Source organism: Paenibacillus roseus (genome assembly GCF_016424485.1).
In the GTDB taxonomy this organism is placed as follows: Bacteria; Bacillota; Bacilli; order Paenibacillales; family Paenibacillaceae; genus Paenibacillus_D; species Paenibacillus_D roseus.
On sequence record NZ_JAELUP010000003.1, the window covers coordinates 115,640 to 138,169 of the forward strand.

The window sequence follows — 22,530 nt, forward strand, 5'->3', positions numbered from 1 at the left end:
AATTTATATTATGTAAACTTAAAAAGAGGAATTCAACCTTTCTTAGTTGTCCTGTGCAGAGAGGAGGCATGAAGTTAAAAAAAGCATGAATCATTAGCGAGCGGCCTCAAATCCCATAGTCAGAGAATCCTCTTCCTCACGATTGATTACATAACGGGTATCGCGCCCCAATTGCATAGGATTACCTCCCAGCCAGCCTTTTACTGTTCCAAGAGATGTTGCTGAACCCGACTTATCGAACTTCCTCCAGTACTTCCAACAGAATGAATGCACGCCAAACTGTTCGTATTGCCCCAGCATGCCTTTTAAGACCATATCCAGTTGTTTATTATTCACGACGATAAAAATAACACAATTGTTCATGAATTCCGTTATGTGGAAATTGCACTCGAGATATGAGAGGACATTAATTTAGAAATGTTTGCATTTTTTGATTGAAACCGGCATTTTAGGCTTCCAAAAAAAGGAGGGGGTCCGTCATTCTTTTAGAATTGCATTTGGAATGATTCGAATGTATATGAGCTCTCCGGTCAGTTCCACAATAGTCTGCGTCACGATAATCGCCGCAACAAGCGTGCTCCAATCATCCGGCAGTGACAGTGCAAATGGCAGTACAACCAATGAATTGCGTGTCCCGCCGCTGAATATAACTGCTCGTCCGGATTTCACGTCCAGGCGAAACCATTTTGCAATCAGACGCCCGATGAACGGCATGATCGCCATAAAAGCGATATAGACCGGAATTACCTTGATGATGAGCCCCATATACTCAGACAATTTGCTGATCTGTGATGACACGATGACGAACAGCGTCAGCGCCATGAATGGGACCGGAATCCATGCGGAGAAATCGAGCAGCGTTTGCCCCTGGGGAGATGTCCTTGAAATTAGCTGAATAGCCAATGCAATCAGAAGCGGCAATACGATAATAATCAAAAATGCCTCAATAAACGGCCCCGGATTGACGATTTCCGCAGCGCTTTTTCCCATGAACAACCATAAATATACCGGCAGCAAAATCATTTGCGTAATGAAGAGCACGGGAGTCGACAGCAGCATGAGCTTTTCATTGCCGCGCCCCAGATAAGTAAATACAATGACATAGTCGATGCATGGTGCCAGCAGCACCAGATAGACACCCAGCAGGACAGGGGGATGATTCGGCAACAGCTGTGACAACCCCCATACAACAGCCGGAACTGCAGCATAGTTAACCGTCAAGATTGCCCAGATGAAGCGCAAGTTTCCGAACGATTCTTTAATCGCTATAAATGGGATTTGCGTGAACATCCCGTACATCAAAATGCCGATTATGGATGAAATGAGTATACTGTTGTCCAATTTGGCCATCCAGTTCGGCGCCAGCAGCCCGAGCGCTGCGGCAATCATTAAAACAATCGCGTACAATCCAGCTTGGCAGTGCTCAAGCTTCTCTCTGGTAAACATAGTTTGTGCATTCCTCTCTATTATCTCGCAAAATATGTACAATCGACTTTTCGGGATTATTATCGGTAATTTGCTAAGGTAAGTGATGATGAAGCCAGTATCAGACGTGCATGTTTTAGCGTAAACGGTAACGCAGAATTTGTCAAAAGTCACAAGAGTTCAAACACAGTAGGGTTACGGCAAAAGATTGGTTTACTAAATTTTAATTATGTAAACTAAATTAGTTGAACAGAAGAAACATAGTCTTTGCCTGACATTCATTCGTTCAGCTGATGTAGTTGTAACCTCGTCTCGTATTGCGATTCTGTTTCCCGTCATTACAGCACCCTCATGGTCATTATACAACTGTAATCGTCTATTAAAGCAGCCTTTTATATGGGTTGGAGGGTGATCGTACAGGCAAATGGGAGAAAGATTACATTTACTATAACAAGGGAAAATCGGCCTTGCAGAAGCAGGAGTGGCTTGTGCTTTGTTTGATAGATTTTCAAATTTGTACAGACGGGGAGGGACTGCAATGGGAATCATTTATGGCGCTGGCACCAATACGTACTGCCGGGCAGGTGTCATTTATTCTTCATGCAATAGCCCTAACTGCTGTAAAAAGTGCCCTACCGGCCCAACAGGGGCAACAGGTTCCACCGGCCCGACAGGTCCAACAGGAGAAACAGGAGCTACCGGTGTTACAGGGAGTACAGGATCAACGGGAGCTACGGGTGTGACGGGCAACACGGGTTCAACAGGAAGCACGGGAGCCACCGGTGTTACAGGAAGTACGGGTTCAACAGGATTAACAGGAGCCACCGGTGCAACCGGTCCAACGGGAGTCACAGGAGCTACCGGTGTTACAGGTAACACCGGTCCAACAGGATCAACGGGTATCACTGGCCCGACGGGTGTAACCGGAGCCACTGGCCCGGCAGGTCCAACCGGAGCCACAGGAAGCACGGGTGTAACGGGCAGTACGGGTTCAACAGGTGTAACGGGGACTACCGGTTCGACAGGAGCCACGGGTGTGACAGGGAGTACAGGATCAACGGGTATAACCGGAGCTACTGGTGTTACAGGCAACACGGGTCCCACCGGGACTACCGGCCCAACGGGATCAACCGGTTCGATAGGAGTCACTGGTGTGACGGGCAGTGTAGGCCCAACAGGGTTAACGGGAGTTACCGGAGCTACGGGTAGTACCGGCCCGACGGGTGCAACCGGGGCTACTGGTTTGACAGGAAGCACGGGTTCAACAGGTGTAACGGGAGCCACTGGCCCTGTAGGGCCAACCGGAGTTACTGGTGTTACAGGCACTGTGGGTCCCACGGGCTCAACAGGAATTACCGGCCCGACCGGAGCTACGGGTGTCACTGGCAATACAGGATCAACAGGGTTAACCGGAGCTACGGGTGTGACGGGCAGCGCAGGCTCAACCGGTCCGACAGGTCCAACAGGATCAACTGGTAGTACTGGTCCGACGAGTGCAACCGGAGCTACCGGTGTGACAGGAAGTACGGGTTCAACAGGGTTAACAGGAGCCACAGGCCTGACCGGAGCTACGGGTGTGACGGGCAACACGGGGCCAACAGGTTCAACAGGAATCACCGGCCCAACAGGAGTGACGGGTGCAACAGGTGCAACCGGCCCCACGGGTCCGACGGGCACGCTAGGGTCAGCGGCTAACACGAGCGGGGCGACAATTATACTGACTCTCTTAAACCCTACGGGAAACATTACATTCCCCAACGCCCAGAATCTGCCGTCAGATATTACTGTAAATCCGGCTGCAGACACGTTTACACTCAATACTGCAGGCAGATACCTGATCACCTATGCGATATATCCGACACTTACGCTCCTGACCAATTTTCAGCTCTCCCGCAACGGCGTTGCTGTACCTGGCACGCTTGTTGCAGCAGCAATCGGGGTCGGGCTGGTGCATAACCAGGTTGTGCTGAACATAAATGCAGGCGACATCATTCGTGTTACAGTCACGACTGCTCTTGCAGCGACGATCACGCTCTCAGGTTCCTCCACGTCAGCAACGATTTCCTTTGTGAGGGTTGGATAATAAGTATTTCATTTGCTCCGCACGCCTCCATCTGCATATGTTTTCTTCCGCACGAATACATTATTATACCTGCTTTAACGAATGAACAGGATATCTAGCGAGGACAGATGACAGCAGATTGGGGGCTGAACAGGTGAATTTGGCAGGAAACAAAGCTTTGGTAACCGGCGCGGACGGATTCATCGGCTCGCATCTGGTCGAAGAGCTGGTCCGGTCCGGCTGCGAGGTAAAAGCTTTTGTCTATTACAATGCGTTTGGCTCCACAGGGTGGGTTGCGCATTTTCCAGAAGAGATCAAGTCCCAGGTGGAAGTTATACAGGGTGACATTAGAGACGCGGGAGCCGTCAAACAGGCAATGCGCGGCTGCAAGCTGGTCTTCCATCTCGCTGCGCTAGTCGGTATTCCGTACTCCTATCTGGCCCCTGAGAGCTATATCGATACGAATGTAAAAGGAACGCTCCATATTCTCCAGGCTGCAAGGGAGCTTGGAAATGTCAAACTCGTTCATACCTCCACTAGTGAAGTGTATGGAACTGCAAGATTCGTTCCGATTTCGGAGGAACACCCGATATTGGGGCAGTCTCCGTATGCAGCTTCGAAAATTGGGGCGGATCAGTTGGCGCTTTCGTTCTACCATGCCTATGATTTGCCGGTTGCGGTCATTCGCCCTTTCAATACGTATGGACCGCGCCAGTCACTTCGGGCAGTCATACCTACGATTATCTCGCAAATTGCTAGCGGAGCAAGACGTATCCGTCTCGGGTCGCTGCATCCGACGAGAGACTTTACATTTGTGAAGGACACGGTTCGCGGGTTTGCGGCTGTGGCAGCCTCTCCGCGGTCGGTTGGCCAAGTTATTCAAGTTGGCAGCGGCTATGAGCAGACAATCGAACAGACAGCTCGGCTTATTGCAGAGGTGATGGACGCCCAAATCGAGATTGAGGCCGATCAGGCCCGGATTCGTCCGGCCAACAGCGAGGTTGAGCGGCTCTGGGCGGACATCTCCAAGGCCAAAAAGCTGCTGGACTGGCAGCCGGAGTATACGGGGGAGGAAGGGTTGAAAAGAGGGCTGAGCGAGACGGTGCAGTGGTTTACTGCTGAACGTTCAGTTCGGTATCCCAACCCGCAAGCGTATACGATATGACGAGCCACCCCTTTGTTCAGGACGTACTGGAACGCTTGCGCAAAGTATTGCCCTCAGGCGATCAAGCCCATCCATTGCACGCCCCGCATTTTGCAGGGAATGAATGGCGATATGTAAAGGAATGCCTCGATACCGGCTGGGTATCCTCAGTCGGCGCATTCGTGAATCGTCTGGAACAAGATTTGGCTGCTTATACAGGAATCAAGCATGCCATTGCGGTTGTCAATGGCTCGGCTGCGCTCCATATTTCGCTGACACTAAGCGGGGTTGAAGCGGGGGACGAGGTGCTGATTCCCGCCTTGACTTTTGTAGCGACCGCTAATGCAGTTTCCTATTGCGGGGCAATCCCGCATCTGGTTGACAGTTCGGAAACTACACTTGGCCTCGATCCTGAAAAGCTGGACCACTATTTAAGGAAGAAGGCTGTACTTAAAGACCGTTCCTGCTATAACGCGAGGACTGGCAGGCGAATCAGAGCGGTTGTGCCTATGCACACCCTGGGTCACCCGGTTGACCTTGAACCGCTGGCGGAAATTTGCGCGCATTACAAGCTGAAAATGGTCGAGGATGCCGCGGAATCCTTAGGTTCATTTTATAAGGGACGACATACCGGGAGTTGGGGCGAAATAGCGGCGATCAGCCTGAATGGGAATAAAATTATTACAGCCGGAGGCGGGGGTGCGCTCCTGACCAATGATGAAAAGCTGGCTCGAAAAGCGAAGCATCTTACGACGACGGCCAAGCTGCCGCACCGCTGGAACTTTGTTCATGACCAGACAGGTTTTAATTATCGGCTCCCTAATCTGAATGCGGCACTGGCAGTCGCGCAGTTGGAACGGCTCCCGGTTATGCTGGCTAGCAAGCGAAGTCTTGCTTCGGCCTATGAAGAAGCGTTCCGGCAGGCGGAAGGCATTCGTTTTTTTCAGGAACCTTCCTTTGCGGTCAGCAATTACTGGCTCAATGCGCTGTTGCTTGATGAATCTCACGCTGCCCATCTGGAGGGAGTGCTGGAGCAGACCAATCAGGCGGGCATAATGACGCGTCCGTTATGGACGCCCCTGCACCAGCTTCCCATGCTAAAGCGCAGTCCGCGAATGGATTTGTCCACGGCAGAGAGCTTGGCGCGACGAGTCATCAATCTTCCGAGCAGCGCGTTCTTGCAAGAGGCAGACGGGAGGGGGGCATGAGTCGCAAAATAACCGATACTACTCAGGCGGTTCATGGCGCCGTCTCCAACCCCAGACATAAAATTGCTGTCGTCACAGGCAGCCGTGCGGAGTACGACCTTCTCTACAGTGTAATGAAGCAAATTGAAGCGGCTCCTCAGTTGGAGTTGCAGCTTATTGTGACAGGCATGCATTTGGCCCCGGAGTTCGGTATGACGGTCCGGGCTATTGAGGCGGACGGATTCCCGATTCATGACCAGGTGGAAATGCTGCTGTCCAGCGATACGGCGGCAGGAGCGGCGAAATCGGTCGGTCTTGGCATGATTGGATTCGCTGATGCGTACCGGCGGCTACAGCCGGATTGGGTGGTCGTGCTTGGGGATCGCTATGAAATATGGGCTGCAGCCGCAGCGGCATTCATGGCGAGAATTCCCATTGCACACATCGGGGGAGGGGATGTGACGGAAGGAGCGCTGGACGAAGCGATTCGGCATGGCATCACGAAGATGTCCCAGCTTCATTTTGTGACGAATAAACGCTCCGCACAGCGGGTCAGGCAGCTTGGCGAAGACCCTCATATGATACTGAACGTCGGGCATCCCGGAATAGACCGGATCAAGCAGCTTCCGCTGCTCTCCAGGGAGGAGCTGGAGCATGAGCTTAATTTCACCTTTCGTTCCCGCAATGTGTTGGTGACGTATCACTCGGTAACGCTGGGTAGTTCTGATGCGGAAGCGGAGCTGGAGGAACTGATGAAGGCGCTGGCAGCGCTTGGCGAGGATACGGGTATTGTATTTACGAAGCCGAACGCTGACCCTGGTGGACGGCTTTATGCTGAACGGATTGACAGATACACAGCGGCGCACGCCAATGCGGCGGCCTATACCTCCTTGGGGCAGCTTCGTTATTTCAGTACCGCGCGCATAGTGGATGCGGTGATCGGCAATTCTTCCAGCGGCATATGCGAGATTCCCTCCCTGGGCAAGCCTAGCGTTGATATCGGCTTCCGGCAAAAGGGACGACTTCGGGGTGCTTCCGTATTGCATTGCGAGCCTGAGTCTGGAGCCATTCAGGCGGCCATTCATCAGGCTTGCCGGATGGACTGTACAGGCGTGGAGAACCCGTACGGTACAGGAAACAGCGGTTTGCGCATCGTAGCGGAGCTGATCCGTCAGGTCGGTCGCGGTCGCGCCGGCTTGAAGCTTTTTTATGATGCGCAAGGGGAGGGATAGGCGTGAAAAAGGGACGCGTCACCATTATTGCGGAAATCGGGGTCAATCATAATGGTTCCCTCCAGCTTGCCAAGCAGCTTGTTGAAGTCGCGGCGGATGCCGGGGCGGATGCTGTGAAGTTGCAGACCTTCCGGGCGGACCGGCTCGTAAGCCGGCAGGCAGCAAAGGCGGAGTACCAGCGGCAAACAACGGATGCCGGGGAAACGCAGTATGACATGCTCCGCAGGCTTGAGCTTTCGGTCATTGATCATGAGGCGCTGTTACGGCAATGCAGGGAGCTGAACATTGAATTGCTGTCTACGCCATTTGATCTGGAGAGCGCGGATATGCTGACTCGGCATCTTGGGCTGGGAGCAATCAAGGTTTCCTCCGGTGATGCGACTAACGCCCCGCTGCTCGTTCAACTCGGCCGCAGTGGCAAGCCGGTACTTTTATCTACCGGCATGTGTACACTCGCTGATGTCGAAGAGGCGCTATCTGCACTGGCCTTCGGATATACCCGGCCAATAGCGTCCAGACCGTCGCGCGAAACGTTCCGCCATGCGTATCTGTCCGCAGTAGGCCGGCAGGCATTAGCGGAACGAGTGACACTTCTTCACGCGACAACAGAGTACCCTGCCCCGTACGACAGCATCAACTTGCAAGCCATGGATACACTGTCGGCCGCATTCGGGTTGCCTGTCGGGCTGTCGGATCATACAGAGGGCATAGCTGTTGCCATTGCAGCCGCAGCGCGGGGAGCCGCTGTCATTGAGAAGCATCTGACACTGGATTGCGGGATGGAAGGACCGGACCATCAGGCGTCGCTTGCTCCTGCCGCGTTCCGCGAGCTTGTCCGGTCTGTCCGTCAGGTCGAAGCATCTCTCGGTTCATCGCTGAAAATCCCGGCGCCCCAGGAGAGCGAGAACGCCAAGCTGGTGCGGAGAAGCCTGATTGCAGCCCAAGATATCGATGAAGGCGAAGTGCTGACGGAAGACCATCTTGCGGTCAAGCGGCCCGGGGGAGGGTTGTCCCCATTTGCTTACTGGGAGCTGCTGGGTACGCGGTCCAAACGCGCCTACAGGAAGGATGAGCTGCTGGAATGAAACTGGCGATACTGGGCGCATCCGGGCTGGCCGCAGAAACGGCCGATCTGGCCTGGGAGGTGGGGTACAGGGAGCTTGTGTTCATCGATAAGGAGCCGGTCCTGGGAATTCGGCAGCATTATGGATTCAACGTTGTTGGGGAGGAGCGGGTTCATACGCTCCATGCAGGGGGCTTTGCCTTCGTTATTGCAATCGGAGACTCTGACCTGCGTTGCCAGTTGTTCCAACGGTTTCCCCAGCTCAACTATGTCAACCTGATTCATCCATCGGCGACGCTCGCCGTCAGGCAGGAGCCGGATTTGCTGCGACGGCAAGGAAATCTTGTATTTGCCGGTTGCCGTATCACGACAGGGATTCAAAATGGCAACTTCGGATTGTATAACCTGAACTGTACAGTTGCCCATGATTGCATAGTTGAAGATTTTGTCACGATTGGTCCGGGAGCGAATATTTCAGGCAATGTCCATCTGATGGAAAGGTGCAGCATCGGCACAGGAGCCGTTATCCTGCAAGGGCGGTCGACCTCCGACAAGCTTGTCATCGGCAGTCGTGCCATAATTGGGGCAGGAGCGGTTGTAACGCGCCATGTGGGGGCCGGTCTAACCGTCAAAGGCGTGCCCGCGCGCTAATTATGGCTAACGGTAGCAAGGAGATAGATTGTCGATCAGACGAAAGAGAAGACAGCGGGAGCCTCAACAAGCTCCTTGCTTACCAGGCGTGCAGGCCGCCATCCACATACAGGTTATGCCCGGTCACATAGCTGGAGGCGTCGGAGGCCAAATAAATGGCTGCTCCCGCCAGCTCATCCGGCTGCCCCATCCGGCCAAGCGGCACACGGGCGCTGTACCGCTCCACAAACTGGCTGTTCTGGCCGCTCTCAACACCGCCGGGGGTAAGCGTGTTGACCCGAATGCCGAATGGGGCCCAGCGGGCTGCTAAATGGTTGGTCAGCCCAACGACCGCCGCCTTGGAAGCAGAATAGACTGCCGGAGTATTGATCGCGGTTCCGAGATAACGGGAGCCTTCATAAATACGTTCATCCGGCCCGAGAAGTCCATAAATGGAGGACATTTGAATCATCGACCCGCCGCGATTTTGCTTCAGCATCCGGTTCCCGACTGCCTGCGCCGCTAGAAACATGCCGTCCACATTGACGGACATCACCTTCTTCCACTGTGCTAGCGAGTAGGTCTCGAATGGGGAAAAAAACTGTTCCAGATCGTCCGACTTGGAGGCCGCATTATTAAGCAAAATATCGATTCCGCCGAGTTCTTCTGCGACCTTGTCCGTCATGCGAGCCACGGAGTCGGGGTCAGACACGTCACAGCCGACTCCGATACAGACAGGACCGTAATTTTGCTCCAGCTCCCGCGCAAAGCCGTCCGCTTCATCCTCATCCAAATCTGCAATTGCAACCTGAGCGCCATGCGCGGCCAATGCTGCGCCAAATCTCCGACCCAGAATACCAAGGCCGCCTGTCACAATGGCTGTTTTCCCGCTCAGGTCAAACAGCTTCGAGAAGCTGTCCTGACCAAGCTCATTATTATATTCACCATGTCTCGTCATGAATCCGCCCCCCTGCGCCTCATAAGCTCCTCTACAAGCAGAAAATCAAGCTCCGAATCAATGTCCGCCGAATTCGCCGCATCCATCACATACAGGAGCGTCCGCTTGGTAAAGAGCGGATAATCCGCCCGCAGCCATACCCGGCGCCAGACATAGACGGATGCATTCATATCATAGGTTCGGGGAGCATCCTGACGTCGCACTATAGGGGTCTCCGCAGTTTTGACCAGCTTGACGCTCCCGTCCGGCTGATGCTCGACGATGTTGAAATAGGGAGAACGACGGGAAGAATGGCCAGTAATGACATTGCACGCCTCTGAAGTTTCCAGCAGATGAACCGCCCCGGCAATATCCGCTATGGTCCGCAGGGGAGAGGTCGCATCCAGGTCGGTGACCGTATCATACTTGATGCCCGTCAGCCGTTCAGCTTCCTCGGCGCAGTGGGCGATGGCGGGAATTTTCGCCGCTTCATCACCTGCCAGATCGGGGGGCCTTGTGATCAACAAATTCGCGCCGTACTTCAAAGCCGTTTGCAAAATTTCCTCCGAATCACTGCTTACCGCTATGGTATCGAACAAGCCGGACGTTTGCGCTTGCAGCAAGCTATGGGCCAGAAGCGGCTTGCCAAGCAGAGGGCGAATGTTTTTCCCCGGAACTCCCTTGGAGCCGCCCCGCGCGCATAGGGTACATAATCGTTTCATCGCGTAATCCACCTCCCAAGCAGTGCTGCCTTCTCGGCAGCTTCAACAAGCGCCACAACACTAAGCGCCTCTTCTACCGTACACAGTTTGTCTGAATAGCCGCCTGTCAGCGTTTTGAGCTGCGTCCGGTAGGTATCGTCCGGCAAAATGGCGAAGATCTCCCGCTTGTCACCGTAAGCAAGCGTCCCCCGGATCAAATCTGCTGTATAGGTGCTATCCATCGTATTGACAATTAACTGGCGCTGGGCTGTACGGTCCACGTAATTGAGCTGAATGGTCACGACAGGGCAGCGCTCTGTGACTAGCAGCAGGGCGAACAGATCATCGCTGTCCAGCTCCAGATTACTATAGCGGCCTCCCACAGCGGCCACTCGCTGCCACGCGCCGAACAGCCATTCCGTATAATCCAGCTCATGGCTCAAATCCCGAAGCACGCCGCCGCCCTCTGAGCGCCTGGCCGAGTAGCGCTTGCGATAATCGCCGGACCGCCAATCAGGGAGATACTGGCCGGCGTACACGTGCACAGACAGTACCTGATTTGTACCGATCAGCTCCTTCAGGCGGGACAGCACAGGATGAAATCTCAAGTTATAAGCGATGAACACAGATAGCCTGTCACCCATCGACATCAGCTGTCGCGTCATAGAGGCCTCGGGCATACGTTGAAACAGCGGTTTCTCGACCAGCACGTTCCCTGTATAGCCGGATGCAAGCAGCGCCGATAGCGTCCCCTCATGCTCACAGGTCCGGTTGGCAATAATGACCAGACGAGGCGATTCATACTCGAGTGCTTCCTCCAGGGAGTCATATGTCCGCGCACCGGCCGCCTTGGCTTCAACCGCACCATGCTTGCTTACGACCGCCGCTTCATGCTTTTCTTCTTGAAGCAGCCGTACGTGTCGACGGCCGATGGAACCGTAGCCGACAACGAGCACGCTCACGGGAATACCTCGCCATACTCCCGGTTGGCGCGCTCGTAATCGTCCATTTTCCCGATATCGAGCCAATACTCCTGTACGGGAAATACAGCCAATTTCTCGTCATGTGCCGCCAGTTGCTCGAACAGCGCCGTCATATCGGTATAGGTGGAACGGGGGATAGCGGCGAGAATGCGCGGTTCGAGGACGTAAATACCGGCATTTACAAATGTGCGGTGGACCGGCTTTTCCCGGATGCCGAGAAAGCGGTGCTGATCCGTATCGACTACGCCGTATGGAATGGAGTACGCATATTCCCGAATGCACATGGTGGCTAATCCCGCATGTTCCTGATGATAGTGCAACAGATGGGCAAAATTCAAACTCGTCAGCAAATCGCCATTAATGACGATCAGCGGCTGCTCCGGAATCGAGGGAAGGAGGGAGAGGGCGCCGGCCGTGCCGAGCGGTTCTTCCTCACGCAGATATTCGATGCGGACTCCCCAACGGCTGCCGTCGCCGAAGTAGGATTCGATCATATCGGCCTTGTAATTGACAGAGAAGTAGAATTTGCGAAAGGAATAGGCAATGAGAGATTCCAGAATCGTCTCCAGTAGCGGCTTGCTGCCCACTTTCAGCAGCGGCTTGGGGCAGTCCTTTGTGAGCGGGGCGAGGCGACTGCCGAGGCCGCCCGCCATAATGACGATCGAATTTTCCCGTGGGTGCGGCTTGAGATAATCCTCCAGCGCCTCCATACCGGCAATTATACCGTCTGGAGAAAGAACAGGAATCCGTCGCAAGCCTTTGCCCAGCATCAAATCATAGGCTGTTTTCCATGGCGTCCCTCGCACAATGGTACTGGGTTTGGCGTTCATAACACGTTCTACCGGCTGCTCAAGCGACAAGCCGTCCAGAATGCCGCGCCGTACATCTCCGTCAGTCACCGTGCCGAGCAGCCGACAGTCAGGACCGGCAACCAGGGCAATCTGGGCGGATTCCTTCTCAATAACTGCAATAGCCTCGCGAATTGTCGCATACGGTCCAATCATCAGGTTGGCACATTCTCTCATTGCAGATCCTCCTTGATAGCTAAGCAACTTATGTACTCCCGCCCAAGACAAGGGCTTCAGGCGGGAAACGCTGCGCTGTTATACGGAAGGTCTGAAAAATTCGGTCATGCACAAATCCGCTACAGCGCTGATAACAGTACCTGTCGCACTGATAGATGTAAATCCGGAAACAGCGAAGGCTCTGGATTGGCCAGGCGTGACATTGGTTATTGTCGCAACGACCCGGGACCCTCTGCGGAATGTGAATGTAATGGATGCGGAGTTGGATGAGTTGTTGGCCAGAACGCCGGAAGCAGCTACCGGAGTCGGGTTTGGTCCGAAAATCAGTGAACCAAGCGACGTTCCTGTTCCAATCAGATAGTTCTGGTTGGCCAGACACACGCTGACGATCGGTTGCTGACAGCAGGTTTGCGGAGATGAACAGCTCATTAAAGGTTTCCTCCTTGATGTGAAAGAAATGAGAAGAAAGTTGCAAGATATCTTATGGTCGATTGCTCAGATTGGTATAGGTGGATGACGCCTTGGCTGCCCAAATATGCTTATAATGGTCTATTCCATTTGGCTCCCGGAGGTGACATGGCGCGGCACGACACGGTTGCCGGCCTGCCGAAGCTGCCTGGCAATGAGCGAGCAGCTCTCTGTGATTGCCTGGAGCATGGAGCTTCTCAAGCTGTTCATCTGCCTGAGCAGCTCCATGGAATCGATCTCGCCCAGGTCATTGATTTTCTTTTGATACGCAAAAAGCAGCGGCTGCATATAGGTGCTGACATCCGGGTCCGTATAATTGTGATAGACATCGCTTTGCGCCCGAATCAGCGCCTCAATATAGGCCGGGATCTCGGTGTTGGGATATGATTGATGAAGGGAACAGGCCTTATCGATCAGGCGGCAGCTGCGCAAGTCCTCTTCGGCTCGTTCCGTCAGCAGCAGGAATTTTCGCCGCAGTGCTTCACAGCGCAGCCGCAGCTCCTGCAGCCGGTCATCAAGCCACAACTCCTCGCCCGAAGCGGAGGGCGTGCAGCCCAGCAAGTAGTCGTGAAGCGAAGTTTCAAGCGGCTCGACGCAGAAGGAGGCTGCTGCTTCCTGAAGTGTCATGAGCTCTGTTCCCCTGATATATGCGCCGCCCTCAGTAGCATCAATAAACCGGGTCGCGGGATGGAGGCTGATTTGCTGTTCAAACCAGGATTTGAACTCATGCCATAATTTTGTTGTTCGCACCATCCCGCCGTTGGCGCCGGGTACTTCGTAGGCGGGCTGATTTTGCAACGCCTGGACCTGCCCCAGGAGACGGTCCTCGGAATACACGGATTGTCTGCTGTGCGTCGCCTTGTCCGGCCCGAACGCCAGATCCTGCCCGATGAATATGATCGGGTCCGCACCAGTCCACAACGCAAACTCAAAAGCCAGATGAGCGGAGGAGGAGCCGCCCTTCAGTGCCTCGCCGCTCTCCATGATGGCATGCTGAATCCAGCGGGCGGAATTCTCCAGACGGCGGAATACCGGCACCCAGGGTCCTTCGGTCGAGGTCGGTATGCGCGGGTCGATGACGGTTAGCCCGATCAAGGCCAGAGATGGAGGCAGCTTCTGATTAGCGAAATGATAATGATACACATCCGGCGACCGCTCCGTAACACTCATCGCATCCGGCAGAATTCCCCTTTCCAAGCAGGGACGAAGCGCAGATTCAGCCGTGATGATCAAGGCCTTGCCCGCAGCCTGCCGAAGATGATCAATATTATGGTCAAGAGAAGGACCGTTGGATACAATAATCGCGGGTTTTCCCTTGAAGGCGCCGCGCAGAGAGGCGAGACGGGGAGCCTTGATAATAGCTTCCGCATTTTCCATCGTATTGTACAAGCCTGCCAGTGTATCGTGAATGGAATTTCCGATGCTTGCGATCATCAATTCCAATGTATTCATGAACCATTGATGAAGCTCCAAATAGGGCTCTTTTTCATTGCGGTGGGCGAGCCATGTGAAGTGAGCGGTCAGCTTGCTGCTCTGCAGCAGAAAATCGCCCGTCATCACATATTGAAGCTGGGACTGGATTTGGGGGATAGAGCCTACTAAAAAACGACAGCTTCCATCCTCCAGCAGCGGACGAATATCCACATGGCACAGCATGGTATAAAAAAGGCGGATATCTCGCTCAATGAAGAGAGTTTGGGTGTAGGGTTTTTTGCGCTTCACATACTCCAGCAGCGGATAGCCAAAGCCTGAGCCATAGACCAGACTAATCCGCGTATCCGAGTATTGGACGGACTCCGCCCAGCGACTGGCCTCTGCCTCGGGATGGATCAGACTATTGCTGTGAATGATGCCTCCCTCTGTCGCCAGCCTGGCAACAGGGGAACCGTTCTCGGCATGTGCGACCTCAAGCGGATCGCCCGATTCTCCCGAGACGTAAGGCTCCAGAAGCGCTCTAAGCTCATCCTGCACATAATCCAGGTTTTGCTGCAAAACCTTGTTTTCCAATACGAGCCTATTCATTGCGTTCGATCCTTTCCTCGTCAGCGCGATAACCGAGCAAAGGGAGCAAGCCAGCCTCCAGTCTGTCGGCGGCAAGCGCGATATCGCCATGCTCAAGCATGCTGACGGTCTGCCGAACCTCTGAAGCCAACTGTCTGTACTGCGCTTCCAACAGCTCGCCGCCGTCACCTTCCGTCTGCTCTAGCTGATCCAGCCATAGCAAAGCCGCCTTCTGGAACCAGCCGATCCCTTCAGCGTCATCCCCGCATCTCCAGGCGGCGCATCCTTGGGCAATGCATACCGCAAAATTCCGTTCGTCATTGCTCATAAATATCGAAGTCTCCTTTTTCCAGACGATTCAGCAATCGTTCTGCTCCTTTTTGAACAAACCATTCATGCTTGGCTATAGCGCTCTCGCTCATCCACTCAGCAGATTGAAGGAAGCGGCTAACCGGCTCGACCATGAGGTCCATATCCGCAGCGTGAAACAATACGGCAGGGGAGGAGGAGAGCCATACGTACCAGCGTTCTATAGCCTTGGCAAGCTCTTGTCTAGCAGACAAGAATGCGGTGTGCCTGTCGTCTTTGGTATTCAACTTGTTCAACTCCTTGGGAAATCTGTCGGGATGGCTTCACGTTCATATGCTTCCATCCGCTCCTTATTTCGCTTCACGGCGAATGCGGATCGTATAGTTGCCTTTGGAAATCCCGCCTTCACCAGAGCTTGAAATGGACAGCCTGCTAATGGAAGGAACGTCAAAGCTCACCTGTTGTCCTTGCTCAATAACACCTTCAACAGCGTCGCCCCGCTGCAGTTCGATGACCGCCTTCATGCTGCCTTTCGTGTCATTCGCTATTCGGATAATGCTGGATGAGGAGCTATTCGCGGACGTAAAGTATACGCGAGGAACACCGTCGCAAAGCTGAAATATTTTTCCGCTTAGACTATCGCAGGTAAATTGACGGCTTGCAGGAGAGGCAGGGGCGGAAACCTGCACGGGCGCCTGGGCGATCACCCGGGGAATTCCGCCTGGTTCGCTCCACGGTTTGCGTTTTTTTCCGCCCTTGGAGCGGTTTTCGCAGATCAACGGTCTCTGTTTGCGTTTACGGGAAGGGGTTCTTTTTTTTTACCGCATCGGCGGCAGGTTACTTTCGGACAGTTCAATTTGACGACCGTAATTTGTTTGTTGGCCTGAATGAGTCTGGATGAGTGGCTTCTCATGCTTCAGTGCCTCCTGTAAATTCGCCTTCTTTAACTATGATATTGATCAGGCGGGCTAAATGCCCCTGACATTCGTGTAGTCGATGACAAATGGGCAATTGTCAGAGGGGAACGCCTATATTTGCCAACAAATAGACGGATATACGCGTTCAAATGCCCGGCCTGTTGATATACTGGAATGAGATGGGGAGGGATGATGATGTCTTCAGAGGGGTGTCTCGGCATAGATTTGTCTCAAGACCCTGCTGTACCGGTACATTGTTTGCAATGTCCGTGGTATGTCTACGACCTTGAAACGGCGGTGCTGTATACGACGAATGAGATCATCCGCGCTACAGGCACGATCAGTTCCAGCCCCGGCTCCATCAAACCTGTGCAGCTTCAATTTACGTATCGCAATATTGTCTTGGAATCGATTACGCTTCCGGCAGGGCATACAACTGCTTTTACAATTGCAGGTTTTGATCAAATCCGGGTTCTGGGGGTACAGGGGGGCAATGCCATGGGGGACTTAATGCTGAATACGATTGAAGTGAATGCTTGAATTGCAAAGTAGAAGACAAAAATGAAAAAAAGGTTATTGCTCTTTGCAGCCAGCGAGTGCTTGCCCAGCCGAAGAGGAGAACAATAACCGTAACGAAAGACCGCTTAGGTCTGAATGATGTCAATCGGCAATACGGATGGAGACCAGCCAGGGACAATTTGTTCCCTGTCAGGTGTAGGCTGGAAGGATGCGGACGGGCCTTCTTTAATAAAGGCTGTATGCCACAGCGCAAAAATATAAAGCGCCCATAGTCGGCGGGAGTAGTCCCCGCTGCCCTCACGGTGCAGCTTATACATTGCGGCAACCTGGTCCAGATGTACATAGTCGGAAATTCCTGCGTTTTCAATCTGTTCCAGCACACGGCCTCCGCGCCCCGCTGCGAGCCATTGTCTGAGAGGCACAGGGAATCCCAGCTTGGGACGGTTCACAACAGATTCGGGTACCACCCCTGAGAGAGCCTGACGCAGCGCGTATTTGGTTGTGCCCTTAGCCGTTTTGAAGGCGCTTGGCAGCTTGGCAGCCAGTTCGAACACTTCCAGATCGAGAAAAGGAACTCTGAGCTCGAGGGAATGGGCCATGGTCATTTTATCAGCCTTCATCAGAATATTGCCGGGCAGCCACAGATTCATATCAATATGCTGCATGCGTGTTACCGGATCGAGATGTACAGTTTGCGCATAATAGCGGCCGGCGATTTGCTGAGGGGTCTGGAAGTTCTCCTCCAGGTCGGCAAATGATTTGACCAGCTGTGCTTTCATATCCTCACTAAAGATTTTGGCATTGCCAAGAAAGCGTTCTTCAAGCGGCGTCGAAGCGCGAAGAATATAATTGCGCCCTTTCATTCCCGAAGGCAAACGTACGGCCAGGTTCTTCAACAACTGGCGAGCCCAATTGGGGAGCAGGGAGAAGGGAGCCAGCGCGGCGGGCTCACGATAGATCCCGTAGCCTCCGAATAGCTCATCTGCGCCTTCTCCGGATAATACGACCTTCACCTTAGAACTGGCCAGCTTGGCTACGTGATACAATGCTATTGCTGACGGATCGGCGACGGGTTCGTCCTGATGCCAGACCGCACGGGGCACTGACTGAAAATAGTCTTCTTCGCTAATGAGCATATCATAATGCTCCGTACCGAGCGTCCGGGCAGTCTCAGCAGCAAAAGTCGTCTCGTTATGCGGCCCCTCGAAGCCGACAGAGAACGTACGAACGTTGCGGTGACGCCGCAGCAGAGCGGCGATTGCCGTGGAATCGATACCGCTTGAGAGGAAACAGCCGACTTCGACATCGCCAGTCAGATGCCGGGATACGGAATCCGCCAGACGGGCTTCAATCTGCTCTGTATAATAGGATAAGGGCCGATCCTCCGGCGTGAAGGATGGCTCCCAGTATTTTTTTAGCTTCAGGGATTCTCCGGGCCTTGCTATCAGATAATGACCAGGCTGGAGCTTGGAGATGCCAGTGAACATCGTGGTTGGCTCCGGTACATATTGGAAGGTCAGAAAGTTTAGCAAACTCTCGGGCTTAACCGAGGCGGCTTGTCCGCTTGCCGCCAGCAAGCTCTTGATTTCGGAAGCGAACATAAAGCTGTCTCCGCTCGAACGGTAGTAGAAGGGCTTGATCCCGAACGGATCGCGGGCGGCAAAGAGCATCTGCTTCCTGCTGTCCCAGATGGCAAAGCTGAACATGCCGCGCAGATGATGAACGCACCCTTCACCGTATTCTTCATAAAGATGAACAATAATTTCGCTGTCGCTTTCTGTGCTGAACAGATGACCCCGGTCTTGCAGCTTTCCGCGGAGCGACTGGTAATTATAGATTTCGCCGTTGAAGACAAGCCACAGGCTGCCGTCTTCATTACTGATTGGCTGTCTGCCTTCCGCGAGATCGACAATCGATAGCCTGCAAAAACCGAGTCCCATATGAGGGCCGCTCCAATAGCTGACATCGTCCGGTCCGCGATGACGAATAACGCCAATCATACGCTCCAGCAAAGTTTTATCCGGCACTGCTGCCGAAAGGGTCATAATTCCTGTAATTCCACACATAAGGTGCGCCTCCAGTATTTGGGTATGACAACTTCTATTTCCTATAATCCCCTGAAATGTTGAAATGATACGACTACCATATGTCCGTGCAGCGCACACGCTCAACAACCATAGTTAAATGTCGGTTATCCAGTCCGGGAAACAAAGTCAACAAAAGATATATGTATAATAATTAAACGAAAATAAGCACAAGTCAAATGGATAGAGTGTGAAAGCTTCTGGGGGGGCGAAAAACTCGGCTTTTTCAAAAATGCCATATAGGAATTATACCCATAAAATGATGCGATACCAATTATTTTTTAAGTGATCCATTTGATTCAAGCGGCGATAGCTCACAATTCCCGGCGGCGAGCGCCAGCATATCCCTTCTGGTGTTTCACCCTTAATGAGGACAAGAAAAGTCTATAAAAGCCAAAAATAGCATAGTAAAGGAAAAACCAGAAAATGATATAATACCAATTATTAGTTTAATCATACAAAATGTTCAGAATGGGGGATGTCATGAAAAAGATTCTGGATGTTAATTATCCGATCATTACCTCTTACATGACACATGCGCCAGTGCTAGCTGTAATTTCTCAGGACGACAAAAGTATCAATTGGGTGTTGAGCAATTATTTGCAGCTTTCTGTTACTAGCGGCGGAGGTGTCGATTTCTTTACCCCCGAGCCCCCATTAAGCTGTCCCTTCCTTAACCTTCAAGTAATTAACCGTGATTTCCTGGCCAACTATAGTACAGACCCTATTGAATTGATAATGAATGCAATTAATCAGGACTACTACCTTTTGCTGCTGCTGGAAACTTCACACCTCAGCGCATTTCAGACGGTCGGCTCCCGGCCGCACCCGGTATTCGTTCATGGATATTGCCAAGGCTCCAAAACGGTTCACCTAGCTGATTTCATCAGGGGTGACAACTTCTCATTGACAACGGCCTCGTTTGATGAATTAAGGGCAAGCTGGGCTTATTTTGACGAGCAGAGCTACTGGTTGAAGGGAAACCGTCTCTTTAAGCTTCAACCCAATGTACAATACGAGCTGTTCTATGAACGTATTATTGGGCAGATTAGTGATTATGCGCATTCCAGAAATACACTGTTTCACCTGCATACGCTAAACCCTGAGCTTTCATTCGGATTGGAGCCGATTTCCGCCTGTTTGCAGCATTCTATTCATTGTTTCGGAGCAGGCGAGCCATTTGACAGAGTAGTGTTCCCGCTTGTATGCGATCATAAAAAATTGCTGATGACTGCTATTCGGTACATGGAGCAGGCAGGGCATCTGGAGAAGAACCGTCAGTTCAGCCTTGAGTATGAAAAGCTCCAGCAAAGGCTGCTTGCACTTCGGCATGTTACATTTAAATCTATAATTTCTAATAAGAGGGACAGAGCTTCTGAAATTCAGGAACAGGTACGGCAGTGGTTTGAAGATGAGAAGAAGTTGTTGCTGCAGGTTCTGCATTAAACGCCCATGCCATTATCGTCCCGCGAGAGGGGGTGAGACTTATTGAGAAGGTAGAGGTATACACACAGGACGGCAACAAGGTGATTGCCCATATCCAGAACTACGACGCTGAAGAGCTGAACAGAAGAATCAATGAGAAAAATTCCATTACAATCCGAATTGGAGATGTAATTGTAGACCCTCGCAATATATTAAAGATCGTTCCCGTCCGTGAAAGCTAAACGGCTGCGTACAAATTCAGATTTGCATGTAAGCCGGTAAGACCAGTTGCTGCCGCTATGTCACATGCAGGCTCCTGGACAAGATGGATGCCGGGACACCCTGCCATGCGCTGCCGGACAATAAGCGTATTGGAGGTTATTTTGATAATGAACATCATTGGGATAAGCGGAGGGTTTGATAGCATTCTGGAAGGTACGGCAGGCGCATTCGATTTGACGGAAAGCACTCGTAATGATTCGGCGGCCGTGCTGCTCCGGGACGGAGAGGTATTGTTTGCCGTTGAAGAAGAACGTCTGAACCGTATTCCCCGTACGAATTATCGTCCGGTGCTTGCCATTGAACGCTGTCTGCAGGCAGCGAATCTGTCTTTAAGCGAGATTGACAAGATTGTTGTCTACGGTGAGGAAAAGTTCTATAACTTCTTTCTCCAGCGCAATTACTTGGCCAATCCGAATCGCTATGCTATTTATGCAACGATTCGTGAATGGATTCGGAACTATTTGAAAGAAGCATTTAATTTTTCCTTTGACTTGAAAAGTATTATTTTTGTCAAGCATCAATACGCCCATGCGATGAGCGCCTATGCATGCTCAGGTTTTGAAAGCGCTCTCGTTCTATCGCTGGACAAATCGGAGGACGGGTTTTCCGGGCTTGTAGCCAAGGGCAGCGGTCTGGATCTGGAGTCGCTTCAGTCGTTCCATGACGTTGACTCGCTGATCACATTTTGCCGGAATATCGGTGAATGTCTGGAGCCGCCGATTTCGGATACAATTCAATTATACCGGATTGCTGCTGCAGGAAATGCGGCTGTCTACCGTCCATTTGTTGCCTCTTCCTATGAGCTCCTGCCGGGCGGAGGCTACAAGCTGAAGCTTGACAGCAATGCGCTGCACGAAATATGGAGACTGGAAGGGATTGACGCTGGCCCGAAGCAGCTTGCAAGACGTGCATCTGACCTTGCAGCTTCCTTGCAGGAAATGATCGAGGCGATTGTATTTCATATCGTTACCCACTATCAGCAGGTTACAGGAATGAAGCGGTTATGCTTTGCCGGAGAGCTTGCAGCCAATACGGTTCTGAATGGAAAGCTGCTGCAATCCGGTTTGTTCGAGGAAGTGTTCGTACAGCCGGTACATAGTGATGCCGGTGCTGCGCTTGGCGCCGCCCTTAGCGTATTCCAGCGTGAAACCAAAAAGTGCAGCTCGGGTCCATGGACCCATTTGTACTGGGGAAGCCCGATTGAACCGGAGTCCGATGTGCTGGAGGCAATTGAACTATGGGACGGGATCATCAGCAGAGAGACGGAAGATTACAATCTGTCCGATCTGCACAGTGCGAGTGAGAAGGCAGCGAGTCTGCTTGCGGCAGGGGAGAAGGTTGGCTGGGTACAGGGCCGCTCCGAATTTGGCCCGAATTCACTTGGCAACCGATGTCTGCTGTCAGACCCAAGGATTGCGCCGGACAGCAGCAGCGCTGGCAATGAAGCAGGGAGTGTCTGTATTTCAATTAAAGAGAGCGCTGTTGATCAGTATTTTGACATTCCTTTAGAAATTCAGCCGTCGCAATTCAGGTTTGGGAACTACTCCCTTGAATGGAAGGATGAGCTCCAGCCTTCTCATAAAGCGGGGATCGTAGGCGCATCGGCGGTTCAGGTGCATGCGGTAGCGGAATCGGATAACCCGGCTTTATGGGAGTTGCTGGATAAGTTTGAACAGGAGACTGGACTTCCGTTTGTAGCTCAATTTAGTCTGCGCAGCCCGTTTGAGCCTTTGCCGGAAACCGCCCATGACGCAATCGCCTCGATGATAACTGGTGATTTCAACTATATGGCAGTAGGTGGACTGCTTGTGTGCAAGCAGCGCATCCACCCTGACGATCTGTTGCGGCTTAAGCCGATGCTGCCGAAGTATGCGTATGTCCATCGGAAATGGACGTATAAGCTGCCGAACGAGAAGGCGCAAGTGATGGAGCTGTCTTGTACCTGCAGACGCGGGTTCTCCGTTCCGCTCTCTGCGGAGGTATACCGTGTGCTGATGAACGCGGACGGTGAGCGGACGATTATGGAACTGCTGTCGGAATCGGATATTTCTGCAGCAGAAGATGTGACGCACTGCTGCAATCATTTGATGGAGCTTTGGGCAAAACGGCTGCTGCTGCTGCCTGCCGGATGACCCG

22 protein-coding genes are annotated in these 22,530 nt (G+C 52.7%); 10 read left to right on the forward strand and 12 right to left on the reverse strand.

The features are described 5' to 3' along the window. Positions 1 to 93: 93 nt before the first annotated feature. Both JFN88_RS01365 and JFN88_RS01370 read right to left on the reverse strand, forming a co-directional pair. Positions 94 to 363 carry a hypothetical protein gene (locus tag JFN88_RS01365; RefSeq protein ID WP_199017495.1) on the reverse strand — a complete coding sequence of 90 codons (270 nt, stop codon included), beginning with the start codon at positions 361 to 363 and terminating at the stop codon, positions 94 to 96. Between the two features lie 114 nt (positions 364 to 477). Next, positions 478 to 1,446 carry an arsenic resistance protein gene (locus JFN88_RS01370; protein ID WP_199017496.1) on the reverse strand — a complete coding sequence of 323 codons (969 nt, stop codon included), beginning with the start codon at positions 1,444 to 1,446 and terminating at the stop codon, positions 478 to 480. 517 nt (positions 1,447 to 1,963) lie between these two features. On the opposite strand from JFN88_RS01370, the gene JFN88_RS01375 reads away from it, so the two are divergent. From JFN88_RS01375 to JFN88_RS01400, 6 genes are all read left to right on the forward strand, one after another. Continuing rightward, positions 1,964 to 3,508 (forward strand): beta strand repeat-containing protein, encoded by a 1,545-nt coding sequence (locus JFN88_RS01375; protein ID WP_199017497.1) that lies wholly within the window; start codon positions 1,964 to 1,966, stop codon positions 3,506 to 3,508. A gap of 133 nt (positions 3,509 to 3,641) precedes the next feature. Then, positions 3,642 to 4,652: an NAD-dependent 4,6-dehydratase LegB gene (locus tag JFN88_RS01380; protein WP_199017498.1), complete on the forward strand. Its 1,011-nt coding sequence runs from the start codon at positions 3,642 to 3,644 to the stop codon at positions 4,650 to 4,652. Beyond that, the gene (locus tag JFN88_RS01385; RefSeq protein ID WP_199017499.1) at positions 4,649 to 5,839 is read left to right on the forward strand and encodes a LegC family aminotransferase; all 1,191 of its coding nucleotides are present in this window, start codon (positions 4,649 to 4,651) and stop codon (positions 5,837 to 5,839) included. Before JFN88_RS01380 ends, JFN88_RS01385 begins: the two co-directional genes overlap by 4 nt. After that, complete coding sequence (gene neuC / locus JFN88_RS01390; protein ID WP_199017500.1) at positions 5,836 to 7,050, forward strand: UDP-N-acetylglucosamine 2-epimerase; 1,215 nt, start codon at positions 5,836 to 5,838, stop codon at positions 7,048 to 7,050. Before JFN88_RS01385 ends, neuC begins: the two co-directional genes overlap by 4 nt. Positions 7,051 to 7,052: 2 nt before the next feature. Then, positions 7,053 to 8,135, forward strand: a complete 1,083-nt coding sequence (gene neuB, locus JFN88_RS01395) for an N-acetylneuraminate synthase (RefSeq protein WP_199017501.1) — start codon at positions 7,053 to 7,055, stop codon at positions 8,133 to 8,135. Further along, positions 8,132 to 8,764: a PglD-related sugar-binding protein gene (locus JFN88_RS01400; RefSeq protein WP_199017502.1), complete on the forward strand. Its 633-nt coding sequence runs from the start codon at positions 8,132 to 8,134 to the stop codon at positions 8,762 to 8,764. Before neuB ends, JFN88_RS01400 begins: the two co-directional genes overlap by 4 nt. 79 nt (positions 8,765 to 8,843) lie before the next feature. Here the strand turns inward: JFN88_RS01400 and JFN88_RS01405 are convergent, their stop codons facing one another. From JFN88_RS01405 to JFN88_RS01445, 9 genes are all read right to left on the reverse strand, one after another. Beyond that, a complete protein-coding gene (locus JFN88_RS01405) occupies positions 8,844 to 9,701 on the reverse strand; it encodes an SDR family NAD(P)-dependent oxidoreductase (RefSeq protein WP_199017503.1) in 858 nt (285 codons plus the stop codon). Next, complete coding sequence (locus JFN88_RS01410) at positions 9,698 to 10,402, reverse strand: acylneuraminate cytidylyltransferase family protein (protein ID WP_199017504.1); 705 nt, start codon at positions 10,400 to 10,402, stop codon at positions 9,698 to 9,700. Before JFN88_RS01410 ends, JFN88_RS01405 begins: the two co-directional genes overlap by 4 nt. Beyond that, positions 10,399 to 11,343, reverse strand: coding sequence for a Gfo/Idh/MocA family protein (locus tag JFN88_RS01415; RefSeq protein WP_199017505.1), 945 nt, complete (start codon positions 11,341 to 11,343; stop codon positions 10,399 to 10,401). Before JFN88_RS01415 ends, JFN88_RS01410 begins: the two co-directional genes overlap by 4 nt. Then, the gene (locus tag JFN88_RS01420; RefSeq protein WP_199017506.1) at positions 11,340 to 12,389 is read right to left on the reverse strand and encodes a nucleotidyltransferase family protein; all 1,050 of its coding nucleotides are present in this window, start codon (positions 12,387 to 12,389) and stop codon (positions 11,340 to 11,342) included. Before JFN88_RS01420 ends, JFN88_RS01415 begins: the two co-directional genes overlap by 4 nt. Positions 12,390 to 12,467: 78 nt before the next feature. Next, a complete protein-coding gene (locus tag JFN88_RS01425) occupies positions 12,468 to 12,818 on the reverse strand; it encodes an S-Ena type endospore appendage (RefSeq protein ID WP_199017507.1) in 351 nt (116 codons plus the stop codon). 120 nt (positions 12,819 to 12,938) lie between these two features. Continuing rightward, positions 12,939 to 14,879: a motility associated factor glycosyltransferase family protein gene (locus tag JFN88_RS01430; protein WP_199017508.1), complete on the reverse strand. Its 1,941-nt coding sequence runs from the start codon at positions 14,877 to 14,879 to the stop codon at positions 12,939 to 12,941. Continuing rightward, the gene (locus JFN88_RS01435) at positions 14,872 to 15,186 is read right to left on the reverse strand and encodes a hypothetical protein (RefSeq protein WP_199017509.1); all 315 of its coding nucleotides are present in this window, start codon (positions 15,184 to 15,186) and stop codon (positions 14,872 to 14,874) included. Before JFN88_RS01435 ends, JFN88_RS01430 begins: the two co-directional genes overlap by 8 nt. Then, complete coding sequence (locus JFN88_RS01440; RefSeq protein WP_199017510.1) at positions 15,176 to 15,454, reverse strand: hypothetical protein; 279 nt, start codon at positions 15,452 to 15,454, stop codon at positions 15,176 to 15,178. The genes JFN88_RS01435 and JFN88_RS01440 overlap by 11 nt, the downstream gene beginning before the upstream one ends. A 63-nt stretch (positions 15,455 to 15,517) precedes the next feature. Further along, complete coding sequence (locus tag JFN88_RS01445) at positions 15,518 to 15,874, reverse strand: S-Ena type endospore appendage (protein WP_199017511.1); 357 nt, start codon at positions 15,872 to 15,874, stop codon at positions 15,518 to 15,520. A 405-nt stretch (positions 15,875 to 16,279) separates the two neighbouring features. Between JFN88_RS01445 and JFN88_RS01450 the strand changes: the two genes are divergently transcribed. Next, positions 16,280 to 16,624, forward strand: coding sequence for an S-Ena type endospore appendage (locus JFN88_RS01450; RefSeq protein ID WP_199017512.1), 345 nt, complete (start codon positions 16,280 to 16,282; stop codon positions 16,622 to 16,624). 104 nt (positions 16,625 to 16,728) lie between these two features. On the opposite strand, the gene asnB is transcribed toward JFN88_RS01450, so the two are convergent. Continuing rightward, the gene (gene asnB, locus JFN88_RS01455; protein ID WP_199017513.1) at positions 16,729 to 18,669 is read right to left on the reverse strand and encodes an asparagine synthase (glutamine-hydrolyzing); all 1,941 of its coding nucleotides are present in this window, start codon (positions 18,667 to 18,669) and stop codon (positions 16,729 to 16,731) included. A 501-nt stretch (positions 18,670 to 19,170) separates the two neighbouring features. Here asnB and JFN88_RS01460 point away from each other — a divergent pair. The 3 genes from JFN88_RS01460 to JFN88_RS01470 all read left to right on the forward strand — a co-directional run bounded on the left by JFN88_RS01460 (position 19,171) and on the right by JFN88_RS01470 (position 22,526). Further along, the gene (locus tag JFN88_RS01460; RefSeq protein ID WP_199017514.1) at positions 19,171 to 20,133 is read left to right on the forward strand and encodes a hypothetical protein; all 963 of its coding nucleotides are present in this window, start codon (positions 19,171 to 19,173) and stop codon (positions 20,131 to 20,133) included. Positions 20,134 to 20,165: 32 nt separating this feature from the next. Beyond that, complete coding sequence (locus JFN88_RS01465) at positions 20,166 to 20,354, forward strand: hypothetical protein (protein WP_199017515.1); 189 nt, start codon at positions 20,166 to 20,168, stop codon at positions 20,352 to 20,354. Between the two features lie 147 nt (positions 20,355 to 20,501). Beyond that, complete coding sequence (locus tag JFN88_RS01470; RefSeq protein WP_199017516.1) at positions 20,502 to 22,526, forward strand: carbamoyltransferase N-terminal domain-containing protein; 2,025 nt, start codon at positions 20,502 to 20,504, stop codon at positions 22,524 to 22,526. Positions 22,527 to 22,530 lie beyond the last annotated feature (4 nt).

What these genes read in the sequence shown, in the direction of transcription:
- JFN88_RS01365 (WP_199017495.1), bottom strand. Translation starts at nt 363, where the DNA reads ATGAACAATTGTGTTATTTTTATCGTCGTGAATAATAAACAACTGGAT.
- JFN88_RS01370 (WP_199017496.1), bottom strand. Translation starts at nt 1,446, where the DNA reads ATGTTTACCAGAGAGAAGCTTGAGCACTGCCAAGCTGGATTGTACGCG.
- JFN88_RS01375 (WP_199017497.1), top strand. Translation starts at nt 1,964, where the DNA reads ATGGGAATCATTTATGGCGCTGGCACCAATACGTACTGCCGGGCAGGT.
- JFN88_RS01385 (WP_199017499.1), top strand. Translation starts at nt 4,649, where the DNA reads ATGACGAGCCACCCCTTTGTTCAGGACGTACTGGAACGCTTGCGCAAA.
- neuC (WP_199017500.1), top strand. Translation starts at nt 5,836, where the DNA reads ATGAGTCGCAAAATAACCGATACTACTCAGGCGGTTCATGGCGCCGTC.
- JFN88_RS01400 (WP_199017502.1), top strand. Translation starts at nt 8,132, where the DNA reads ATGAAACTGGCGATACTGGGCGCATCCGGGCTGGCCGCAGAAACGGCC.
- JFN88_RS01405 (WP_199017503.1), bottom strand. Translation starts at nt 9,701, where the DNA reads ATGACGAGACATGGTGAATATAATAATGAGCTTGGTCAGGACAGCTTC.
- JFN88_RS01410 (WP_199017504.1), bottom strand. Translation starts at nt 10,402, where the DNA reads ATGAAACGATTATGTACCCTATGCGCGCGGGGCGGCTCCAAGGGAGTT.
- JFN88_RS01420 (WP_199017506.1), bottom strand. Translation starts at nt 12,389, where the DNA reads ATGAGAGAATGTGCCAACCTGATGATTGGACCGTATGCGACAATTCGC.
- JFN88_RS01425 (WP_199017507.1), bottom strand. Translation starts at nt 12,818, where the DNA reads ATGAGCTGTTCATCTCCGCAAACCTGCTGTCAGCAACCGATCGTCAGC.
- JFN88_RS01430 (WP_199017508.1), bottom strand. Translation starts at nt 14,879, where the DNA reads ATGAATAGGCTCGTATTGGAAAACAAGGTTTTGCAGCAAAACCTGGAT.
- JFN88_RS01435 (WP_199017509.1), bottom strand. Translation starts at nt 15,186, where the DNA reads ATGAGCAATGACGAACGGAATTTTGCGGTATGCATTGCCCAAGGATGC.
- JFN88_RS01450 (WP_199017512.1), top strand. Translation starts at nt 16,280, where the DNA reads ATGTCTTCAGAGGGGTGTCTCGGCATAGATTTGTCTCAAGACCCTGCT.
- asnB (WP_199017513.1), bottom strand. Translation starts at nt 18,669, where the DNA reads ATGTGTGGAATTACAGGAATTATGACCCTTTCGGCAGCAGTGCCGGAT.
- JFN88_RS01460 (WP_199017514.1), top strand. Translation starts at nt 19,171, where the DNA reads ATGAAAAAGATTCTGGATGTTAATTATCCGATCATTACCTCTTACATG.
- JFN88_RS01470 (WP_199017516.1), top strand. Translation starts at nt 20,502, where the DNA reads ATGAACATCATTGGGATAAGCGGAGGGTTTGATAGCATTCTGGAAGGT.